16 protein-coding genes and 1 pseudogene are annotated in these 21,779 nt (G+C 72.5%); 8 read left to right on the top strand and 9 right to left on the bottom strand.

Annotated elements, in window-relative coordinates; all coding sequences use genetic code 11:
• The first annotated feature begins 49 nt into the window (after positions 1–49).
• The gene (locus OG247_RS07670; RefSeq protein ID WP_327251527.1) at positions 50–700 is read left to right on the top strand and encodes a hypothetical protein; all 651 of its coding nucleotides are present in this window, start codon (positions 50–52) and stop codon (positions 698–700) included.
• A gap of 63 nt (positions 701–763) precedes the next feature.
• Here the strand turns inward: OG247_RS07670 and OG247_RS07665 are convergent, their stop codons facing one another.
• The gene (locus OG247_RS07665; RefSeq protein ID WP_442813235.1) at positions 764–2,443 is read right to left on the bottom strand and encodes a carbohydrate binding domain-containing protein; all 1,680 of its coding nucleotides are present in this window, start codon (positions 2,441–2,443) and stop codon (positions 764–766) included.
• A gap of 283 nt (positions 2,444–2,726) precedes the next feature.
• Here OG247_RS07665 and OG247_RS07660 point away from each other — a divergent pair, with 283 nt between their 5' ends.
• The 4 genes from OG247_RS07660 to OG247_RS07645 all read left to right on the top strand — a co-directional run bounded on the left by OG247_RS07660 (position 2,727) and on the right by OG247_RS07645 (position 10,445).
• Entirely contained in the window at positions 2,727–3,683 is a 957-nt protein-coding gene (locus OG247_RS07660) for a GlxA family transcriptional regulator (RefSeq protein WP_327251526.1), read from the top strand.
• Between the two features lie 169 nt (positions 3,684–3,852).
• A complete protein-coding gene (gap, locus tag OG247_RS07655; protein WP_327251525.1) occupies positions 3,853–4,851 on the top strand; it encodes a type I glyceraldehyde-3-phosphate dehydrogenase in 999 nt (332 codons plus the stop codon).
• Between the two features lie 217 nt (positions 4,852–5,068).
• Positions 5,069–9,034: a Pls/PosA family non-ribosomal peptide synthetase gene (locus tag OG247_RS07650; protein ID WP_327251524.1), complete on the top strand. Its 3,966-nt coding sequence runs from the start codon at positions 5,069–5,071 to the stop codon at positions 9,032–9,034.
• Between the two features lie 73 nt (positions 9,035–9,107).
• Positions 9,108–10,445, top strand: a complete 1,338-nt coding sequence (locus OG247_RS07645) for a M1 family metallopeptidase (protein ID WP_327251523.1) — start codon at positions 9,108–9,110, stop codon at positions 10,443–10,445.
• Here OG247_RS07645 and OG247_RS07640 read toward each other — a convergent pair.
• From OG247_RS07640 to OG247_RS07620, 5 genes are all read right to left on the bottom strand, one after another.
• Positions 10,442–10,648: a hypothetical protein gene (locus tag OG247_RS07640; RefSeq protein ID WP_327251522.1), complete on the bottom strand. Its 207-nt coding sequence runs from the start codon at positions 10,646–10,648 to the stop codon at positions 10,442–10,444. The genes OG247_RS07645 and OG247_RS07640 overlap by 4 nt on opposite strands.
• A 148-nt stretch (positions 10,649–10,796) precedes the next feature.
• On the bottom strand, positions 10,797–11,288 hold the full coding sequence (locus tag OG247_RS07635) for a hypothetical protein (protein WP_327251521.1): 492 nt from the start codon (positions 11,286–11,288) through the stop codon (positions 10,797–10,799).
• Entirely contained in the window at positions 11,279–11,710 is a 432-nt protein-coding gene (locus OG247_RS07630) for a hypothetical protein (protein WP_327251520.1), read from the bottom strand. The genes OG247_RS07635 and OG247_RS07630 overlap by 10 nt, the downstream gene beginning before the upstream one ends.
• A 48-nt stretch (positions 11,711–11,758) precedes the next feature.
• Positions 11,759–13,270: a SulP family inorganic anion transporter gene (locus OG247_RS07625; RefSeq protein WP_327251519.1), complete on the bottom strand. Its 1,512-nt coding sequence runs from the start codon at positions 13,268–13,270 to the stop codon at positions 11,759–11,761.
• A gap of 345 nt (positions 13,271–13,615) precedes the next feature.
• Positions 13,616–14,158: a DUF1269 domain-containing protein gene (locus OG247_RS07620; protein WP_327251518.1), complete on the bottom strand. Its 543-nt coding sequence runs from the start codon at positions 14,156–14,158 to the stop codon at positions 13,616–13,618.
• A gap of 456 nt (positions 14,159–14,614) precedes the next feature.
• Between OG247_RS07620 and OG247_RS07615 the strand changes: the two genes are divergently transcribed.
• Positions 14,615–15,292: a GAP family protein gene (locus OG247_RS07615; RefSeq protein ID WP_327251517.1), complete on the top strand. Its 678-nt coding sequence runs from the start codon at positions 14,615–14,617 to the stop codon at positions 15,290–15,292.
• Between the two features lie 330 nt (positions 15,293–15,622).
• On the opposite strand, the pseudogene OG247_RS07610 reads toward OG247_RS07615, so the two are convergent.
• Positions 15,623–16,962, bottom strand: a pseudogene (locus OG247_RS07610) (nucleobase:cation symporter-2 family protein); the annotation flags it as partial.
• A 217-nt stretch (positions 16,963–17,179) separates the two neighbouring features.
• Positions 17,180–17,899 carry a helix-turn-helix domain-containing protein gene (locus OG247_RS07605; protein WP_327251516.1) on the bottom strand — a complete coding sequence of 240 codons (720 nt, stop codon included), beginning with the start codon at positions 17,897–17,899 and terminating at the stop codon, positions 17,180–17,182.
• Between the two features lie 319 nt (positions 17,900–18,218).
• On the opposite strand from OG247_RS07605, the gene OG247_RS07600 reads away from it, so the two are divergent.
• Positions 18,219–19,757, top strand: a complete 1,539-nt coding sequence (locus OG247_RS07600; protein ID WP_327251515.1) for a nucleobase:cation symporter-2 family protein — start codon at positions 18,219–18,221, stop codon at positions 19,755–19,757.
• On the opposite strand, the gene OG247_RS07595 is transcribed toward OG247_RS07600, so the two are convergent.
• Positions 19,719–20,948 (bottom strand): DUF2254 family protein, encoded by a 1,230-nt coding sequence (locus tag OG247_RS07595; protein ID WP_327251514.1) that lies wholly within the window; start codon positions 20,946–20,948, stop codon positions 19,719–19,721. The two genes, OG247_RS07600 and OG247_RS07595, sit on opposite strands and share 39 nt — an antisense overlap.
• 307 nt (positions 20,949–21,255) lie before the next feature.
• Here OG247_RS07595 and OG247_RS07590 point away from each other — a divergent pair, with 307 nt between their 5' ends.
• On the top strand, positions 21,256–21,759 hold the full coding sequence (locus OG247_RS07590) for a hypothetical protein (RefSeq protein WP_327251513.1): 504 nt from the start codon (positions 21,256–21,258) through the stop codon (positions 21,757–21,759).
• Positions 21,760–21,779 lie beyond the last annotated feature (20 nt).

The raw sequence follows: 21,779 nt of genomic DNA, 5'->3' as shown, positions 1-21,779 counted from the left end.
GTACGTTGGGAGGGGGCCGCACGAGGGCTGCTGCAGAAAGGGCCGACCCATGGCGCACACGGCTGGTGCCCGGGGCACGAACAAGGTCGCGCAGTTCCTGGAGAGCCCGTTCGTCGGGTTGTCCCCCTGGATCGTCTTCGCCCTCGTGGTGGGGCCCGGACGCTTCGAATGGGCGGTGGGGCTGGCCCTGGCCATCTCCGTCTGTCTCGTCGTCGGCAGCCGTCTGGTCAATCCCGGCTCCTCCCTGAAGATCCTGGAACTCGCCGACGTCGTGTTCTTCACGGTCCTGACGGTCGTCGGGGCCTTCGCCAGTGACGGCACACGGCGCTGGCTGGAGACGTACGCGGGCGAGATCTCGAACATCGCCCTCTTCGCCATCGCCCTCGGCTCCATCCTGGCCGGGGTGCCGTTCACCCTCCAGTACGCCCGGGAGCAGGTCGACCGGAAGTTCTGGGACTCGCCCGTCTTCAAGCGGACGAACTACCTGATCACCGGGGTCTGGGGGCTGGCCTTCCTGATCAACGCGATCGTGGGGGCGTACGGCGACCTCGTGCTGCGCGACCCGGACAACATGTGGACCGGCTGGATCATCCAGGTCCTCACCATCGTCGGAGCGCTGCGCTTCACCCGCCGGTACCCGGAGGTCGTGCGGGCCCGTGCCCCGGCCGGCGCCGAGGGGCAGGCCCCGACCGGTTCCTGACACCGCACGAGCCGTGGGGGCCGTCGCGGATCGCGACGGCCCCCACGGTTGCGAGGCGGTGGATCAGCCGGTGAAGCCGGCCGTGATGGAGCTGAACTGCCAGTCGCTCTGGGCGATGCCGGAGCAGGTCTCCTGGAGGCCGCCGCCGGGGCAGCCGCGGTCGCGGTTCACCGACCAGAAGGCGAGGCGCGCGATGTGGTGGGAGTTGGCCCAGTTGCGGATGTCGGTCCAGTTCTGGACGGTGGTGGTCTCCTGGGTGTCGCTGATGCCGTTCATGCCCGAGATGCCGATGTGGGAGTACGCGGTCGCGTCGTCCCAGCCGTAGGTGGACTTGAGCTTGGCCTTGAGGCCCTCGGTCGCGCTGACGGTGCTGGCGTACATGTCCGTCGAGGCGTTGCCGAAGTCGAACGGCATGATCGTGAAGACGTCGATGCCGGTGTTCAGCGCCTTGGACTGCTCGATCAGGCGGTTGCCCCAGCTGGTCGGGCCGGTGGTGGAGGTGCCGAAGGTCAGGATGGTCTTCAGACCGGGGTTGTTCTGCTTGACGATCTTGAGCGCGCCGAGGATGCGGTCCTGGACCACGGCGTTCTCGAACTCGTCGGTGTTCTCGATGTCCACGTCGATGGCCTTGAGGCCGTACGCGTTGATGACCTGCTGGTACGCACCGGCCAGGGCCTCGGCGCTGGAGCAGTTGGGGCCGAGCTTATTGCCCTGCCAGCCACCGATGGAGGGCACGATGTCACCGCCCGCCGCGCGGATCGCGGCGATGGTGCTCTGGTCCACGCCGCCGGTCAGCGGGCGCTGGCCGTCCCAGGACGGGTTGCAGCCGCCGGAGGAGAGGATGAACGCCATGGTGAACCACTTGGTGCCGGTCGCGTTCATCACGGTGGTCGGGCTCGGCGGGTTGCCCCAGCCGAGGTAGAGGTACGGGGCGGCCTGCTTGAAGCCGGCCGGCGGCGTGGTCCCGGTGTCGGTGGTGACGTTGACGGTGTTCGAGGCGGCCGAGGTGTTCCCCGCGAGGTCGCGGGCGCGCACGGTGAACGCGTAGGCGGTGCTGGGGGTCAGGCCGGTGACCGTCGCGCTGGTGGTGCCCGAGGTCGCGACCTTCGTCCCGCCCTGGTAGACGTCGTAGCCGTTCACACCGACGTTGTCGGTGGACGCGGTCCAGGACAGGGAGGCCGTGGTGGAGGTCTTGCCGGTCGCCGCGAGGCTGCCGGGCACGGTGGGAGCCTGGGTGTCGACGGTGCCGCCCGGGCCGTCCAGGGTGATGTCGTCGGCGTGGTAAGTGCCCTGCCCGTACCAGCCGTTGAGGTAGATCTCGGCGCTCGTCTGGGAGGCGCCGGTGGTGAAGGCGACGGTCAGTTTGGTGTAGGCGGCGGCCGAGGGGGTCCAGGTGGAGGCGCCGCCGGTGACCCCGAGGTAGACGTAGCTGCCGCGGACCCAGGCGGAGAGCGTGTAGCTGGTGTTGGGCTGCACGGCGACGGTCTGGACGCACTTGGCGTTGTCGCTCGCACTGGCCGCGCCGGCCAGGGCCTTGCTCCCGCCGTGCACCGGTGAGCCGACCACGGAGCCCAGCCCGCCGGAACAGGACCAGCCGGCCGTGGTGCCGGACTCGAAGTCGCCGTTCGAGAGGATGTTGGCGCCGAAGGCCGCACCGGGGGAGGTCAGCACCGCGGCCGCGCCGAGCAGGGTGGCGCCGAGGGCGCAGGCCAGCCGTGTGCGGGTTCGGTTTGGGATACGCAAGGAAGTGCCTCCAGTGGGAGTGGGGGGACGGCGTGGAGCGCGAAGCGTGGGCGTGCGGCCTGCCGGGGACGCGTGGGGACGGGGCGGCGGGCCCGTGGGTGGGGCCCTGTGACCGGGCGGGCGTGGGGAGTTGACGTCGTATCCGCTTCGTGGCCGGGAACCTAATCCTCCGGAAGGACCGCCGTCAACAGGTCTGGACCAACTGATAGGTGGTTATCTCAATCGGAAGGTTTACTAACCGTGGTGCTTGACAAGGCTCCCGCCCCTTCGGAAGCATGACGCGGTGCCAGCCTCCCGCCCCCACCACGTCGCCGTCCTCGTCCTCGAAGGGGCGAAACCCCTCGACGTCGGCATCCCCGCGCAGGTGTTCACGACCCGCGCGAGCATGCCCTACGAGGTCCGGGTGTGCGGCGCCGCCCCGGGGCTGGTGACCGGTGGTGAGGGCCTGTCGTACTCCGTCGCCCACGGCCTCGAAGCCCTGGCCTGGGCCGACACCGTCTTCGTCCCCGGCTACCGGTTCCCCGACCGCGAGGACCCGCCGCGGGCCGTCGTCGACGCGCTGATCGCCGCCCACGAACGGGGCGCGCGGCTCGCGGCCATCTCCACGGGAGCCTTCGCGCTCGCCGCCACGGGCCTGCTCGACGGCAAGCGGGCCACCACGCACTGGCACTACACCCGGGCGCTCGCGGCGAAGTGGCCGCTGGTCCGGGTCGACGAGAACGTCCTGTTCGTCGACGAGGGCTCCGTGCTGACCTCGGCCGGCGCCGCCTCGGGCATCGACCTGTGCCTGCACGTCCTGCGCAGCGACCTCGGAGTGGCCGCCTCGAACCACACGGCCCGGCGGCTGGTCGCGGCCCCCTACCGCAGCGGCGGGCAGGCGCAGTACGTGCGGCGCAGCGTGCCCGAGCCGCTCGGCCCGCGGTTCGCCGCCACCCGCGAGTGGGCGCTGCACCGGCTCGGCGAACCCCTCACCCTGGAGACGCTCGCCCGGCACGCGGCGGTCTCCCCGCGCACCTTCTCGCGGCGGTTCGCCGAGGACACCGGCTACACGCCGATGCAGTGGGTGATGCGCGCCCGCATCGACGTGGCCCGCGAACTGCTGGAGCTTTCCGAGCGGAGCGTGGAGCAGATCGCCGCGGACGTGGGCCTGGGCACGGGCGCGAACCTGCGGCTGCACTTCCAGCACATCCTGCGGACCACGCCGAGCGAGTACCGGCGCACCTTCGCCCGGGGCGAGTGACGGGGCACGGCGCGGAGCCGCTGAAAGCGGAGCTGCCGCCGGACAGCACGGAGCCCCCGCCGGCGTGTGGCGCGATCCTTGCGGACCGTGGCGATCGCGCCGCTGTCGCGGACGCCCGGGAGACGCGAACCTGGTGGCGAACCCAAGGGACAGGGAACAGGGAGACACCATGACTCGCATCGCCATCAACGGATTCGGCCGCATCGGCCGCAACGTGCTCCGCGCGCTGCTCGAACGCGACAGCAAGCTCGAGGTCGTCGCCGTCAACGACCTCACCGAGCCCACCACCCTCGCGCGGCTGCTCGCCTACGACACCACGTCCGGCCGGCTCGGCCGGCCGGTGACCGTGGACGGGGACGTCCTCGTCGTCGACGGCCGCCGCATCAAGGTGCTCGCCGAGCGCGAGCCGGCGCGACTGCCCTGGGCCGAGCTCGGCGTGGACATCGTGCTGGAGGCCACCGGCCGCTTCGCCACCGCGAAGGCCGCCCGCGCCCACATCGACGCGGGAGCCAAGAAGGTGCTCGTCAGCGCACCGGCCGACGGGGCCGACATCACCCTCGCCTACGGGGTGAACAGCGACTCCTACGACCCGGCCCTGCACACGATCGTCTCCAACGCCTCGTGCACGACCAACGCGCTCGCGCCGCTGGCGGCCGTACTCGACGAGCTCGCCGGCATCGAGCACGGCTTCATGACCACGGTGCACGCCTACACGCAGGAGCAGAACCTGCAGGACGGTCCGCACCGCGACCCCCGGCGCGCCCGCGCCGCCGCCGTGAACATCGTGCCGACCACGACGGGCGCCGCCAAGGCCATCGGCCTGGTCCTGCCGAACCTGGACGGCAAGCTCTCCGGCGACTCGATCCGCGTCCCCGTTCCCGTGGGATCGATCGTCGAGCTGAACACCACCGTCGCCCGCGACGTGACCCGCGAGGACGTCCTGGCCGCCTACCGCGCCGCCGCCGAAGGGCCGCTCGCCGGAGTGCTGGAGTACTCGGACGACCCGCTCGTGTCCTCCGACATCACGGGCAACCCCGCCTCGTCCATCTTCGACTCGCAGCTCACCCGCGTCGAAGGCCGCCACATCAAGGTGGTCGCCTGGTACGACAACGAGTGGGGCTTCTCGAACCGTGTCATCGACACGCTCGAACTCCTCGCGAGCCGCTGAGGCCGGACCCGGTCACCGGGCGCGCCGCGGACCGGGTTTCCGGTCCGCGGCGCGCTGCTTTTACCGTCCCTTCCCGGCCATGCGCAAGGCTTGAACCAGAAAATCCTTGATGTCGCACTAGACTGGCGGGTTGTTTGGCGCTGGACCGGAACAACCTGGGCAGACCCGGGCTCCGCCCGGCGACCCGGAGGGTTCCGGGAACACGACGCGAGGGCCGATGGCAGCCACACCAGAGCACGGTGAAGTCACTCTGCTCGACGACGGGACCGGGCTCGACGAAGGCCTCGGGGAAGGGCTCGCGTCCGACGCCGGGGAGGGGCCCGGGGAGTCCGGCAAGTCGGCCCTCTTCTCCGCCGGACCCGCCGCCCCGACGCGCACCCTCGTCGACGTCTTCGAGGCCACCGTACGGGCGCACCCCGACGAGCTCGCCCTGGACGACGGGGCCACCCGGCTGACCTACCGGGCGCTCGCCGCCGAGGTGGAACGCCGGCGCCAGGCCCTCGTGGCCGCCGGGGTGGGCCTCGGCGACCGGGTCGGCGTCCGCGTGCCGTCCGGGACCAACGAGCTGTACGCGGGCATCCTGGCGGTCCTCGCGGCGGGCGCCGCCTACGTGCCCGTCGACGCCGAGGACCCGGACGAGCGGGCCGACCTGGTCTTCGGCGAGGCCGGAGTACGGGCCGTCCTGGGCGCCGGCCAGCGCATCGAGGTCGCCGCACCGGGCAAGGGCGCCGGCCCCGCCCACGCTCCCGCCGCCCGACCCGGCCCCGAACACGACGCGTGGATCATCTTCACCTCCGGCTCCACCGGCAAGCCCAAGGGCGTGGCCGTCAGCCACCGCAGCGCCGCCGCCTTCGTGGACGCCGAGGCCGCGCTGTTCCTCACCGAGGAGCCGATCGGCCCCGGCGACCGGGTCATGGCCGGCCTGTCCGTGGCCTTCGACGCCTCCTGCGAGGAGATGTGGCTGGCCTGGCGCTACGGCGCCTGCCTCGTCCCCGTCCCCCGCTCCCAGGTCCGCAGCGGCGCCGATCTCGGCCCCTGGCTGGCGGAACAGGAGATCACCGTGGTCTCCACGGTGCCGACCCTGGCCGCCTTGTGGGAGCCCGAGGCCCTCAACGAGGTCCGGCTGCTGATCTTCGGCGGCGAGGCCTGCCCGCCCGAGCTCACCCAGCGCCTGGTCACCGAGGGCCGCGAGGTCTGGAACACCTACGGCCCCACCGAGGCCACCGTCGTCGCCTGCGCCTCCCTCCTGACCGGCGAGGAGCCGATCCGCATCGGCCTCCCGCTGAACGGCTGGGAACTGGCCGTCGTCGACGAATCCGGCGAACCGGTGCCCATGGGCGGCAGCGGCCAGCTCGTCATCGGCGGCGTCGGCCTGGCCCGCTACCTCGACCCCGAGAAGGATGCGGAGAAGTACGCCCCGCTGGAATCCCTCGGCTGGGAGCGCGCCTACCGCAGCGGCGACCTCGTCCGAGCGGAGCCGGAGGGTCTGGTCTTCCTGGGCCGCGGCGACGAGCAGATCAAGCTCGGCGGCCGCCGCATCGAACTGGGCGAGGTGGACGCGGCCCTCCAGGCCCTGCCCGGGGTCGCCGGCGCGGCCGCCGCCGTCCGCACGGCGCGCAGCGGCAACCAGCTCCTCGTCGGCTACCTGGTCACCCAGGAGGGATGGGACCACGCCGCGGCCGTCACCCGGCTGCGCGCCGAACTGCCCGCAGCGCTCGTACCGCTGCTCGCACCGGTCGAGGAACTGCCCACCCGCACCTCCGGCAAGGTGGACCGCGGCGCACTGCCCTGGCCACTCCCGGAACTGGAGACCAGCGGCCCCACCGAGCAGCTCTACGGCACCGAGGCCTGGCTCGCCGAGCAGTGGAGCGAGACCCTGGGCGTGGCCGTCACCGGCGCCGCCGACGACTTCTTCGCCATCGGCGGCAGCAGCCTCGCCGCCGCCCAGCTCACCACCCGGCTGCGCACCCGCTACCCGAGCGCGGCCGTCCTCGACATCTACCAGCAGCCCACCCTGCGCAAGCTGGCCCGGCACCTGGAGAAGTCCGCACAGGACGACGGCTCGGTCCGGACCATCGCCCCCGTGCCGCCGCGGACCAAGGTGATCCAGTCCCTGCTGCTGCTCCCGCTCTTCACCCTGGTCGGCCTGCGCTGGACGGTGGCGCTGCTCGCCCTGGGCAACGTACTGCACTGGTTCGGGCCCTATCCGTGGGCGCCGGCCGCCTCCTGGTGGCTCGTCGCCGCCGGCGCCGCACTGCTCTTCAGCCCGCCCGGCCGCCTCGCGATCGCGGCCGGCGGCGCCCGCCTGCTGCTGCGCGGGGTCAAGGCGGGGCGCCACCCGCGCGGCGGAAACGTTCACCTGCGGCTGTGGACGGCCGAGCGGCTGGCCGAGTACTCCGGCGCCACCTCGCTCACCGGCTCCTGGCTGGAGCGCTACGCACGGGCCTTGGGCGCCAAGATCGGCCCCGAGGTGGACCTGCACTCGCTGCCGCCCGTGACGGGCATGCTCAAACTCGGCCGCGGCTGCGCCGTGGAGTCCGAGGTGGACCTCTCCGGCCACTGGCTGGACGGGGACCGGCTGGAGATCGGCGCCGTCAAGGTCGGCGCGGGCGCCGTCGTCGGCACCCGCAGCATCCTCTTCCCCGGCGCCCGCGTCGGCAAGCGGGCCGAGGTGGCCCCCGGCTCCGCCGTCGTCGGCCAGATCCCCACCGGCCAGCGCTGGGCCGGAGCCCCCGCCGGCAAACTCGGCAAGGCCAAGCGGAACTGGCCCAAGGAACGCCCGCCGCGCGGCCTGCCCTGGCGCGCCGCCTACGGTGCGGCCGGCTTCTGCCTCACCTCCCTGCCCGTGCTCGCCGCCCTGCCCGCCCTCCTCGTGGCCGGCCGGTTCGTGCCCGCCGACGCCGGGCTCGGCCGGGCCCTGGCCGGAGCACTGCTCGCCGTGGTGCCGGGGGCGCTCGCCTTCGGGTTCGCGTACGCGGCCCTGCTCCTGGTCTCCGTACGCCTCCTCAGCCTCGGGCTGCGCACGGGTGTCCATCCGACGCACAGCAGGATCGGCTGGCAGGCCTGGACGGTCACCCAGCTGATGGATCTTTCCCGGGAAACCCTCTTCCCCCTGTACGCCGGACTGATCACACCGGTGTGGCTGCGGCTCCTCGGCATGAAGATCGGCCGGGGCGCCGAGGTGTCCACGGTGCTCGCGCTGCCCAGCCTCACCACCGTCGGCGAGGGCGCGTTCCTCGCCGACGACACCCTGACCGCCCCCTACGAGCTGGGCGGCGGCTGGCTGCGGATCGGCCATTCCGAGATCGGCCGACGGGCCTTCCTGGGCAACTCCGGCATGACCGCGCCGGGCCGTTCCGTGCCGGACGACGGGCTGGTCGGCGTCCTCTCCGCCACCCCGAAGAAGGCCAAGAAGGGCAGCTCCTACCTGGGCCTGCCGCCGGTCCGGCTGCCGAGGTCCGCAGCGGGCGCCGACCAGAGCCGGACGTACGATCCGCCCGCACGGCTGCTGTGGGCGCGCGGGCTCGTGGAGCTGTGCCGGCTCGTCCCGGTGTTCTGCTCGGCCGCGCTGGGCGTGGTGACCGTGGCGGCGTTCTGCGCGCTGGCCGGGGCGGACGGGCCCGGGGTGTGGGGGACCGCGCTGCTGTCCGGAGCGGTCCTGCTCGCCGCCGGGGTGGCCGCGTGCGTGGTCGCGGCGGCCGCGAAATGGCTGCTGGTGGGCCGCCACCGGACGGGCGAGCACCCGCTGTGGAGCGGCTTCGTGTGGCGTAACGAACTGGCCGACACCTTCGTCGAGGTCCTGGCCGTGCCCTGGCTGGTCGGCTCCGTGCCCGGTACGCCGGTGCTGTCCCTGTGGCTGCGCGGACTCGGCGCCCGGATCGGCCGCGGCGTGTGGTGCGAGAGCTACTGGCTGCCCGAGACCGACCTGGTCACCCTGGGCGACGCGGTCAGCGTGAACCGGGGCTGCGTGTTGCAGACGCACCTCTTCCACGACCGGATCTTGAGGACGGATACTGTGGTCCTCCGTGAGGGCGCCACCCTGGGCCCGGGTGGAATCGTCCTGCCCGGGAGCACGGTCGGGGCCCGCAGCACACTGGGTCCGGCCTCCCTCGTGATGGCCGGGGAATCCGTTCCCGCCGACACCCGCTGGCTGGGCAACCCGATCGAGGCGTGGCGGTCCTGACGGGCGGGTCCGACAGGACGGGCCCGGCACCACCGCACGTCGTACGAGCACAACGCAGGGAGCGGAAGCGGCAGTGAACGGCCAGAAGACAGCGGCATCGGACCCGTACTTTCCGGCCAACGGCGACCCCCGTTACCGCGTGCACCGGTACGAACTCGCTCTGGAGTACCGTCCCGGCCCCAACCGGCTCGCCGGGACGGCCCGGCTCAGCGCCATCGCCGGGCGGGCTCCGCTCACCGAGTTCCACCTCAACCTGGCCGAGTTCAAAATAGGCCGGGTCCTGGTCAACGGCAGGGCGCCGCACTACAGCCACCGGGGCGGCAAACTCCGCATCCGGCCGCCCAAGCCGCTGCCCGCCGGCGCCGCCTTCACCGTGGAGGTGCACTGGGCGGGCAACCCCACCCCGGTGCGCAGCCCCTGGGGCGGACTCGGCTGGGAGGAACTGACCGACGGCGCGCTCGTGGCCAGCCAGCCGGTCGGTGCGCCCTCCTGGTACCCGTGCAACGACCGGCCCGCGGACAAGGCCTCGTACCAGATCTCGGTCAACACCCCCTCCGCCTACACCGTCGTGGCCGGCGGCCGGCTGCTCACGCGGACGACCCGGGCCTCCACCACCACCTGGGTGTACGAGCAGCCGGCGCCGACCTCCACCTACCTGGTCGGCCTGTCCATCGGCATGTACCAGACGGTGCTGCTCGGCGACCCCGGGCTCGGCGGAATCCCGCAGAGCGCCCACGTACCGGCGCACCTGCTGCCCCGGTTCTCCCGGGACTTCGCGCGGCAGCCCGCGATGATGACGCTGTTCGAGGAGCTTTTCGGCCCCTACCCCTTCGGGGAGTACGCGGTGGTCGTCGCCGACGAGGAGCTGGACGTGCCGGTGGAGGCCCAGGGGCTCTCCCTGTTCGGCGCCAATCACGTGGACGGCGTACGCGGCTCCGAGCGGCTCATCGCCCACGAGCTCGCGCACCAGTGGTTCGGCAACAGCGTGACCATCGCCGACTGGCGGCACATCTGGCTCAACGAGGGCTTCGCCAAGTACGCGGAATGGCTCTGGTCGGAGCGTTCCGGCGGCCGCACCGCGCACGAACTGGCGGCCGCCGCACACCGCCTGCTGTCCGGGCAGCCGCAGGACCTCCTGCTGGCCGACCCGGGACGCAAGCTGATGTTCGACGACCGCCTCTACCAGCGCGGCGGCCTCGCCGTGCACGCGATCCGCTGCGCACTGGGCGACGGCCCGTTCTTCCGCATGCTGCGGGAGTGGGCCACCGTGCACCGCCACGCAGTGGTCACCACGGCGGGCTTCATCGCGCACGCCTCGCGCTACGCGCTCGAACCGCTGGACGACCTGTTCGCGGCCTGGCTGTCCGAGCCGGCCCTCCCGCCGCTGCCCGCGCCGCCCCCGGCCGCCTAGAGCCATCCCTTCTTCTTGACGAGGACGAAGGTGCCCAGGGACGCGGCGAGGAGGGTCGGCGCCGTCAGCTTCCGGTTCCCCACGGTGGACTTGACCTGATCCTCCGTCAGGGGGTTCAGGCGGTCCCTGCTCCTCGGCGGTTGCGCCTCGTCCTCCGCCGCGTTCTGAGCCGCACCTCCGCGTAGCGAGACCTCTCTCTCCACCCCTCGACGGTCCGTCGGCGCTCCCGCACGGCCCGCACGCCCCTGCCGGGCCGAAGGTCCCTTCCGGTGGGAACGCGAAACGCCCCGCCCGGCCCGCCGCGGCCGGGGGCGCGGCGCGGGGGTCGGACGGGGCGTGCGGCGAGCGGGGTCAGTACCTGAGCGCGGTGCCGAGGGTGGCGCGCACCTCGCCCGAGAGCTTGTGGGTGCTGCGTGCGGTCGCGTCCTTGGACTGGCCGGCGGGCACGTCGGAGACGGTGACGACCACCGTGTCCAGCGGATTGCCGGAGGCGTCCTTGTAGTCGACCTGGACGGCGAAGGATTTCGCCCCGCCGTCGGTGTTGCGGGCCGTGACCGTCACCGCCGACAGCCCGTCGTCGTCGGTGCCGACGCTGCCGAGCGTCACCGCGTCCTTGGCGTCGACACCGTCCTTGACCTCGTCCAGCTTCTTCTTCGCGGCCGCGGTGGCCGAGTCGACCGCGTCGGCGGCCTGTGACTGGACCGAGGCGGCGGCCGAGGCCGCCTTCGACACCCCGGCCGAAGCGTTCCCGTCGGAGTCGGAACAGCCGGCCGTCGTGGCGAGTACGGCCGCTGCGAGCAGGGCGCCGCAGGCGCCGCGGATCCTCGTGGGGGTCAGGGGCACGTGACACCGACCGAGGCCGCGACGAGGGTCTCGTCGAACTTCTGGATCTGGGGCTTCAGTTGGGTCAGGGCCTCGGATCCGGTGGTGTCCCCCGGAAGGTTCCCGAAGCCGGACTTGAGATCGCCCACCGCGGATCCCACCGCCGACCTCTTCGCGGATTCCAGGTCCTTCAGCGAGGAGGAGACGTTGTCCCAGTCCTGCTGGATCGCGTCGACGGCGTCCTTGATCTGGCCCTTCGTCGCGGAAGCCGGGTCCAGCGCCGCCAGCTCGGCCTGGTCCGCCTTCAGGGTGGAGAGACCGGTGCAGAGCTCGGAGGCGGCCTGGGTCGCCTGCTCCTTGGGGCTCGGGTCGTCGGAGGAACAAGACGTGAGGAACAGGGCCGTGGCCGCGCCCAGGGCCGCGGCGATCGGGAGACGTTTCATGGAAATCCTTCCCATTTCGGGGCTTCTGCGTAAAACCTGACATACAAACTAATGAGCTGCATCCGGGGGCAGTTCGGCCGCTGCGGCCTCCACCGCCGCTACCGCCTCGTCGACCGTGCGGTGGACCCCGCGCGCACCCAGGTGATCGCCGAGCGGGTGGCGGGCCAGTTCCCCGGCGGCCGGCGAGCGCAGCCGGCTCAGGTGCAGGGCGACGCCCTGCCGGTCGAGTTCCTCGCGGAGCTCCTCGAGGGTGTCCAGGACGGGAACGCCGAGCTGGAAACAGGCGGTCAGGTCCAGGACGACGGCCCGGGGGGCCAGCGGGGCGGTCCGCAGCCGTTCCAGCACGGCCAGCCGTACCCGGTTGACGTTGCCGAAGAAGAGGCTGCCGTCGGGGCGTACGACCAGGACCGCGGGGTCGGTGGCGGCGTTCTCGTGGCCGGAGGTGTCGCCGTACAGCCGGCTCCCGGGCAGCCGGCCGAGGACGGCGACGTTGCGCCGGCTGGCGGCGCCGATGAACAGCACGAGGGAGAGCGCGACGGCGAGGAGCAGCCCGGGCAGCAGGTCGAAGAGGAGCACGCCGAACAGCGAGGTGAGCGCGACCCACAGGCTGCGCCGGTCCAGGCGGAAGTAGCGGCGCAGCTCCCCGACCCGCAGGAAGCCGCGTACGGCGAAGATGACGATGGCGCCCAGGACCGGCTCGGGCAGATCCGTGAAGAGCGGGGTGAGGAAGGCGCCGGTCAGCAGGATCAGCCCCGCCGCGATCAGCGAGACCATCGGGGTCCTGCCGCCCGCTCCGGCCGCGGCCGCGCTGCGCGAGGCGCTGCCGGAGACGACGAAGCCGCGGAAGAGTCCGACGGCGATGTTGCTGAGGCCGATGGCGGCCATCTCCCGGTTGGCGTCCACCTCCTGGCCGTGTTCCCGGGCGAAGCGGTTCGCGATGCTGAAGGCTTCGGCGAAGACCACCAGGGCCACGCCCAGGGCCCCGCCGAACAGTGCGATCCAGTCGGCGGCCGGGATCCCCGGCAGGTGGGGGACCGGCACGGCCGAGGGGATGTGGCCGACGGTCTCGACGCCGTGGCTCTCGAGGTCGAGGGCCGCCGACAGGAGGAGGGCCGCCACCAGGACGATCAGGGAGGCGGGCAGGCGCGGGACGAAGCGCTCGAGCAGGAACAGCAGGGCCAGCGCGCCCGCCCCGACGGCCAGGGTGACCAGGGGCCAATGGGGGGCTCCGGACAGGACGGTCCACAGCCGCTCGAAGAAGTCGCCGTCGCCGCCCGGCGCCCCGACGAGCTTCGCGGCCTGCCGGACGACGATGGTCAGGGCCATGCCGAACAGGAAGCCCATCAGGGCCGGTTCGGCGAGGAAGTTCGTCAGGAATCCGAGCCGGGCCAGCCCTGCCGCCAGCAGTACCGCGCCCACGATCACCGCGAGGGCGGCCGACAGGCCGACGGCGTCCTCGGGGGCGGGACTGACGGCCGAGACGGTTGCGGCCGACAGGACGGCCGCCGCCGAGGTGGCCCCGATGAGCAGGAAGTTGGAGCGGCCCAGCAACGCGTACACGAGGAGGCCACCGGTGCCGCGTAGAAGGCGTTCTGCGGGGGAACCCCCGCGATCTGCGCGTATGCGACGCACTCCGGCACGATCAGCGCCCACGCGGTGAGGGCGCCCAGCGTGTCCCCACGCAGCCATCTGCCGCGGTAGCGGCGCAGCCAGGGGGCCACCAAGCTCGCCGCGGCCCCGTCGTGTGTTCCTGCCGTCCGCGGAACGCTCACCGCTCGGGCCCCTTTCTCGGATCGCGAAAAGTCCGCACACGGCGGCGGCCGGCGGGACGCGCGCACTGCTGCGGCCCGGACCGGGGGAGGGGCCCACCGGTCCGGGCCGCGGCGTCGTATCGACGCGCTGCTCTCAGGCCGCGAACACCTCGCGGAGCTGCTGCTCCTGCGCGCCGGAGAGGTTGGAGCGGACCAGCTGCGCCTGGCCGCCGGGGAAGGAGCCGCGGACCCGCTCGACCACGGCGTCGGACGAGAGCAGGAACAGTGCGGAGGTTCCGGGCTTCACCTCGGACTTCACCTCGTCGATGAACTGGTCGTCGATGCCGACGTCGGACAGCGAACCACCGATGGCCCCGGCCGCCGCACCCACGGCGGCGCCGAGCAGCGGCACGAAGAACAGCAGCCCGAAGAGCATCCCCCAGAAGGTGCCGGACAGTGCGCCGGCTCCCGTGAGGCTGTTCAGCTGCTGGGTCTTCGGCTTCTTGGCGTCTTCGCGCCAGGTGACGACCGCGGCGTCGTGCACCTGTATGAGCTGTTCCTTCTGCAGGGCGAGCAGGACGGACTCCGCCTGCTGGGCCCCCTCGGGAGTGGGGAACTTCCAGACGGTGAGGGTGGTGGATGCCACGTAACGCTCCAGTTCCTGGACGGTGTTGCCGGCGTCCAGTACAACCCACAATCCGACAATTCACCACAATTGCAATAATCGTGACTCTTTGTCATCTGTCATGCCGTCAGCGTCATTCGCCCGTTCGGCCGTATCCGGCTGTTCGCCCGACGGGATCCGCGCCGAGGGTGGGGCGATCCAGCGGCAGTACGGCTGCGCCCCTTGTCCGCGTTCCGCGGCAGGCCGGCACCGGCGCCCGCGCCGGAACCCGCCCCGCCGGTCTGGCCGGTCTGGCCGGTCTGGCGCGAAGAGTCCCCGGACAGTGCGGGGTTCTTCACCTGCCTCGAGCCCGGCTCCCGAGGGCCCCTTCAGCGTGGCCATCCGCGTCCACGGCCCGGAACCCGCCATTCTGGACCGGACCTGGAGCATGCCGAAGCTCTCCGTACGCGACTGAAGGCCGAGGGAACCCCGTGACCGAACCCCACCGCACCGTGAGCCGGCACCGGATCCCGCCCGTGGAGGCGCGCCGTGGGTGACGCCATCGGCCAGATGCTCGGCTCCGCGGTCGGCATCGCCATCAGCCCGCTCCCGCTGATCGCGGTGATCCTCATGCTGGCCACCCCGCGGGGGCGGACCAACGGCACCGCCTTCGCCGTCGGCTGGGTCCTCTCCCTCGCCGCCCTGGTGACCGTGGTCGTCCTGGCCGGCTCGGGCGCGGGCGCGGCCGGTCGGGGCGAGCCGGCCGCGTGGACGGTGTGGCTCAAGCTGGCACTCGGCGTGCTGTTCCTGCTGATGGGGCTCAAGCAGTTCAAGGGCCGCCCGCGCGAGGGGGAGCCGTCCCCGCCGCCGGCCTGGATGAAGGCCATCGACCACTTCACCCCGGGCAAGTCCGCCGGTCTCGCGGCCGCGCTCGCCGTCGCCAACCCGAAGAACCTCGTCCTCGCGCTGGGCGGCGCCGTCTCCATCGCGTCCAGCGGTGCCGCAGCCGGGGGCAAGGCGGTCGCGGCGACGCTGATGGTGCTGGTCGCCTCGCTGTGCGTCGTCCTGCCGCTGGCCGTCTACCTCTTCGGCGGACGGCGGTCGGCGGCCACCCTGGCCGGGTGGAAGGAATGGATGAGCCGCCACAACTCCGCCATCATGACCATCGTCCTGTGGGTCCTCGGCGCCAAGTACGTCGGCGACGCGATCTCCGGCCTCACCACCTGAGGCGGGCGGCGGTACGGGTCCCGTCCCCCGGCGGGCATGGTCTGGGTGGGCCGCACACCGGCCGATGGGCTCAGGCCGCCGGAGGGTCGGGCGCGCCGGCCCGACGCGGACCCGGGGGCGGCCGCCCAGCCGGGCCCCGACCGGGATGCCCAGTCCGACGGTGGCCACGACGTATCCGAAGGCCGAGGCGACCGTGCTCACGCTCTGCGGCATCGACCGCACTTCCTCCAGCGCCGCACGGACCTCGGGGAACGGCCGGGCGCCGGTGCGCAGCCGGGCCGGCAGGTCCTCCAACGCCTGCGTCTGGTCCAGCCGCAGGTCGGGCCCGTGCACCAGGGCGAAGTCGCCGCGCTCCAGGCCGGCCTGGGCGAGGGTCTGGATGCCGCTGGCGGCCACGGTGCCGAACAGGGCGAGGCCGACGCCGCCGAGGACGGGCTGCGGCACCAGGGAGACGACCGAAGCGAGGAACGGGCACAGGCCCAGCAGGATCAGGATGCCGCCGCTCGCGGCCACGACGTACCGGCTGCGGACCTTGGTGATGGCGACCAGGCCGACGTTCTGCGCGAAGGCGCTGGCGGCGAAGCCGTTGAAGAGCGGGCTCAGCGCGGTGCCCAGGCCGTCCGCGCGCAACGCCGCGGCGAGGGTCTTCTCGTCCGCGGGCTTGTCGACGATCTGGCCGAGGGCGATCACGTCGGCGGTGCTCTCGGTCATGGAGACGATCATGACGATGACCATGGAGATGATCGCGGCGACGGCGAACTGCGGAGCGCCGAAGTGGAAGGGCGTGGGGAAGCCGATGACGTCGGCGTCGGCGACGGCGCTGAAGTCTGCCAGGCCGAGGGGCAGGGCGATCAGGGTGCCCGCGACGAGACCGAGCAGGATGGATATCTGCTTGAGGAAACCGCGCAGCACCCTGCGGAGCACCACGGTGATCACCAGGGTCACGGCGGCGAGCCCGATGTACTCGACGTCTCCGTAGTCCGGGGCCTGCGGGTTGCCGCCCTGGGCCCAGTTGAAGGCGACGGGCAGCAGGGACAGGCCGATGAGCGTGATGACGGTGCCGGTGACGACGGGCGGGAAGAACCGGATGAGTTTGCAGAACCAGGGCGCGAGCAGGAAGCCGAACACTCCGGCCACGATCACGGCGCCGTAGATGACGGGCAGCGCGTCCTCGGGGCCCTCGGCCTTGGCGATGGCCAGCATCGGGGCCACGCCGGCGAAGGAGACGCCGTTGACGAAGGGGAGGCGCGCTCCGATGTTCCAGAAGCCGATCGTCTGCAGCAGGGTGGCGATGCCGGCGGCGAAGGGCTGGCGCTCATCAGGAACGCGATCTCGGTCGTACTCAGTCCCACGCCGATGCCGACGACCAGGGGCGGGGCGACGACACCGGCGTACATGGCCGCCACGTGCTGGAGACCGGCGCCGAGCAGCTTTCCGAACGGCAGGGGCTGGTCGACGGGATGCTTCGCGGCGGGGGCCGTGGCCGGGTCCGGCGCGGGCGCGGGTGCGGGGCTGGGCGTGATGGTGGGCGACACGGAAGGTACCTCCAGGACTGCTGTGGCACGGCGGTCGCCGGGGACAGGCCCCAGGGCGCGGCCGATGCCCTCGGGGGGCCGTGTGGACCGGCGTGAGGACGCAGTCGAGCGGGCGGCAGGAGGGCCCGGGGGCATGGAGATGCCCTGAACAACGGGGAACGCGGGACAACCGGGAACGCGGGAGTCGCCCGAACCGGGGTGCCGCGGGGTGAGCGAGCCCCGGGGACCCTGCCGAAGACTGCGGAGACGAATCGTCCACGATGCGGAAAGCAGCTTCCGTTGGCTGGGTGGCTCTAGTGCCTCACGCGGAGGGGGGCGTGTCAAGACCTGCGCTCCGGGAGGCGGGGTGGACTCAGGCTCCCCGCGGGCGCAATCGCTGCCACAGCTGCTCGTCGACCCGGTCGAGGAAGGCCAGGGCCTCGCGTTCGACCGCCTCGGCGGGGGCGCCGGTCCTGCCGTGGTTGTCGATCCGCTGGTAGGTCAAGTGGAGCTGCTCCAGGGCGCGCTGGATCTCCGCCGGCTCCACGGGCACGATCTTCGCGACGGGGCGTACGTAGTTCGGCCACCAGCCGGTGACCGCCTCGCGCAGCAGCACGCGCAACTGCCCGGTCCGGCCGCATGCCCCGACGAAGCAGGCGGGCGGCGGCCGGAGCACCTCGAACAGCGCCTGGGTCTGCCGCCCCGACCCGCGCCAGCGGTTGCGCCGTTCCGCCTCGGCGTAGCGGTCGCGGGTCATGCCGACCCCCACGGCCGCCTGTTCCACCGTCAGTCCGAGGAGCGTGCGGCACTGCAGGAGCGTGGCCGGTTCGCCGAGCAGCTCGCCCGGTGAGCACCACAGCGCGGCGGCCAGTGCCTTGATCTGATGGGCCGTCGGAACCAGTGCGCCCTGCTCCCAGGCCAGAAGCGTGTCGGGGTGGAGTGGGTGTCCCTGGAAGGCCGATACGGCCCAGGCGACCTGGCCGTGCGTGAGTCCGAGCCGCTCGCGCACGCCGGCGGCGCGGTGGGGGTCCAGCGGGGGATAGGGGGATATTTCGCCCTCGGAAGGTCTGTGGAGATCGTCTTGGGTTGGCATAGCCGCACACCGTAGGGCGGCGGGGCGCCCCCGGCCAAGGCCCGGGGATTGTGCGTACATCCAAAGAACCGAAGGAATCGATTCGCTCCCCTGGAGGAGTTGACGGCCGGGGGGACGGTTCGTAGGGTCGCTGTCGTCCACAGTGGAAAGTAAATTCCGCAATGAGGAATCCGGTCGCTCTCCCCACCCCGGAGAACCGGCACGATTCCCGTATCCCTCCGGGCAAGTCAGTCCACTTGTCCGGCTCTTCCGGCCGTGCTTCGCCCCCGACCGTCCCCGCCGCCCGCCGGCCGGGAGGTCCCTCGGAGGGACTGTCCCCTTGCGCTCGCCCACGTTCTTCACACACGAAGGCTCCAACCCGCCCGCCCCGCCCACCCCGTCCGCCCTGCCCCTCCCCGTCCATCCCGCGGACGAGGTCCTGCCCATGCGGCGGATGGTCCCCGCCGCCCTGCAGCACGTGGCCAGCATGTACGCGGGCCTCGCGGCGCCTCCGCTGATCATCGGCGGCGCCCTCGGCCTGACCGCGGCGCAGCTCACCGCGCTGCTCGCCGCGAGCCTCGTGGTCGCCGGCCTGGCCACCGTCGCCCAGACCCTGCGCCTCTGGGGCGTGGGGGCCGGGCTGCCCGTCACCAACGGCGTTTCCTTCGCCGTGATCTCCCCGCTCCTGGCCGCTTCCGCGTCACGTGGGCAGGACACCCTGCCCCTGGTGTTCGGCGCCACCCTCGTCGCCGGGATCGTCTGCTTCCTCCTGGCCCCGGCCTTCTGCCGGCTCCTGCGCTTCTTCCCGCCCGTCGTCAGCGGTTCCGTCATCACGCTGGTCGGCCTCTCGCTGCTGCCGGTGGCCGGGGAATGGGCGCGGGGCGGCGACCCCGGGTCCTCCGGCTACGGCTCACCGTCCAACCTCGCGCTCGCCGCCGGAACCCTCGCCTTCACCCTCCTCCTCCACCGGCTCCTCAGCGGACGCTTCCTGCAGCGCGTGGCCATCCTGCTCGGCCTCATCGCCGGCACGGCCGCCGCGGTGCCAATGGGCAAGGTCGACTTCCACGCCCTCTCCCAGGCACCGCTGTTCGCGCTCCCGGAACCGTTCGCCTTCGGCGCCCCGCAGTTCGAGGTGCCGGTCATCGCGACGATGCTCGTCGTCATGCTCGTCTCCATGACGGAATCCACCGCCTCCCTGATCGCGGTGGGATCGGTCGTCGACCGACCGGTCGACGCCCGCGTCATCGCGGGGAGTCTGCGCGCCCAGGGGCTGGGCACCGCACTCGGCGGCGTCCTGGGAGCCTTCGTGACCACCGCCTACGCGCAGAACGTCGGCCTGGTCGCGATCAGCCGCATCCGCAGCCGGTACGCGGTCACCCTGTGCGGAGCGGTCCTGGTCCTCATGGGCCTCGTGCCGGTCCTGGGCTCGCTCGTCGCGCTCGTACCGCTGCCCGTGCTCGGCGGGGCCGCGGTCGTCTTCTTCGGCTCGATCACCGTCGCCGGGATCCGGACCCTGGCCAAGGCCTCCCTGGCCACCGGGCACAACGGCATCATCGTGTCCGTCGCCCTCGCCTTCGGTCTCTTCCCCGTCGCCTCGGCCGACTTCTACGAACGGCTCCCCGCGCCCGTCACCATGGTGCTGGGATCGGGCATCACGGCGGGATGCCTCGTCGCCGTCCTCCTCAACCTGCTCCTGAACCACTTCGGGCGGGGCAGCGAGGCCAACGAGAGCCACGTCCCCAGCGCCCAGGTCAACGCCTTCGGCGGCAACGGAGGGATCGGCGGCATCGGCGGCATCGGAGGGAATGGCGGCAACGCCGGGATCGACGGCAACGACGGTTCACGCGGGACCCGGGCCGGGGGTCTTCCCTCCCGGTGAGGCGTTCCAGACGAGGGGGTACCTTTCGCTCCCCGCCCGGTCGACCCACCGGAGCCGGTCCCGGACGATGCCGCGCCGGCTCTCCGGGATCCGGTCCGCCAGCCCGCTCAGCAGGTCGCGCATCCTGCGCAGGGCCATCGGGGACCCGGCGGCGGAGGAGAGCACGTCGTCGACGGCCGTTCTCAGGTAGTGCTCCCAGTCCGGCACCGGGATCGTCACCCGCAACCGGCCGCCCTCGTCGGCGAAGTGGCCGATGCTCAGATCCAGGCCGCCGAGGCGGGTCAGCAGGTCTTCGAGGCGGTCCATGCTCTCCACCGCCGTGGCCGGGTCGTTGACGGCCGGGGAGAGGGCGCGCAGCGCGATGTCGGCGAGGAGCCGGAAGGGCAGGTCGGGGTCCTGGTCGAAGGTGCGCTCGACTCCTGTCTCCAGAGCGCCGCGCAGCACCGCCTCGGGCAGCTCGCCGCCGGTCACCCCGGCCAGCGTCATGCCCCGTGACACGGTCGATCCCGGGGAGACGAGGAAGGTGATCGAGCAGTCGTGCTCCTCGGCCAGGGAGACCAGGGTGCGTACGTCGATCTGTTGGACCACCACCGCCGGTCCGGACCAGAGGACGGTGGTGGCATCGGTGGCATCGGTGGCATCGGTGGCCGGGGACTCCGGGGCCATGGTCGCGCCCGCGGTCGTGGCCCCGTCCGGGTCGTACGGCCGTACGTACACGTCGTCGAACAGCAGGTGTGCGCGCGTGGCGATCGCGGTCAGGGAGTGGCCGAGCTGGATCGAGTGGAACGCCCTGGTCTGCAGGGTCCGCATGAGGGCGAGCGCGATCAGGGTGAGCACCATGGCGGTGCCGGGAACGAGGGTCGACACGGTCGTCCTGCGGGCGCCGACGGCCAGTCCCGAGGTGATGCTGAAGACGAACACGCCGACGGTGAAGGCGAAGGTGCGCCACACGATCGGGTCGTCCCGGAAGAGGCCGAGGCGCGGAGTGAAGGTGCTGGCGGAGAACTGGATGACCAGGAACAGCATCGAGTAGATGATGCTCACCAGGCTGATGACGCCGAACCCGAGGGTGAACAGGAGCGTCACCACGGGCCCGGCATCCACCTGGGGGCCCGGCGAGATCCTGGGGACCAGCACCCCCAGGGCCACCCCGGCGACCGCGCAGACGAGCTGGGCCAGATCCCGGCGCATCGCACGCCGGGGAGGGCGGAACGACGCACCCCGACCGGGTCGGCGTTCCCGGGCCCGGAGGCGCGCGGGGTCGTCAGCCGAGCCGGACATCCAGCCTCCTCAAGGTCCCGGTGGACGCACCCTTCCGATGAGGATGCAACCACGGGAGCCGCGAAGGCGGGCGGCGCAATGCCGGACGCATGCGGTTTCGGGGGAGTCTTGCCGTCGGGGTGCGGGCGGGGCGCCCAGTCAAACCGACCGCGGCCGTACGCCTCGCGTCAACGGGGCTGCCACACGGCGGATTCCGGCCGCCGGATAGGGTCCTGGCATGATCACGGCCCGAGCTGCATCCAGCGCGAAGCGGGCCCGCCGTCCGGCGGGTGCGCTGCGGCTGCTGTGGCTGGCCGCCCTGCTGTTCGCCTTCCTCTACACACATGCCGCCGGAGCCGACAGTGCCTCGGCGCATGTCGCCCGAGGCGCCGTCCCCGTCGCGCACCTGGATGCCATCGGCGCCGACCGTGCCATAGGTGCCGACCGTGCTGTCGGTGTCGACCGTGCCGACGGCGCCGACCCTCACGGCGCCGTGGCGCCCCCCGGGCACGACGGCGACGGCGACGGCGACGGCGGCGGCGATGGGCACGGCCACCCGGCCGAGGCGTGCGTCTCCGGTCATCCCCAGCAGGGTGCGGAGCTGCCCGAGCCGCCGCTGGTTCCCCTCGGCGATCTGTCCCCCGCGGTCGCCGCGCTGCGGCCGGGCTCGTGGGCGCCGACCCTTCCGTCCGGCCTTCCGCCCTTGCGCAGTGTCCTCGGCTCCGTGGTGCAGCGGGTATAGAACCGGGCGCTTTGCCCCGT

Source organism: Streptomyces sp. NBC_01244 (genome assembly GCF_035987325.1).
GTDB lineage: Bacteria > Actinomycetota > Actinomycetes > Streptomycetales > Streptomycetaceae > Streptomyces.
This window is presented reverse-complemented; position numbering and strand designations above follow the sequence as displayed.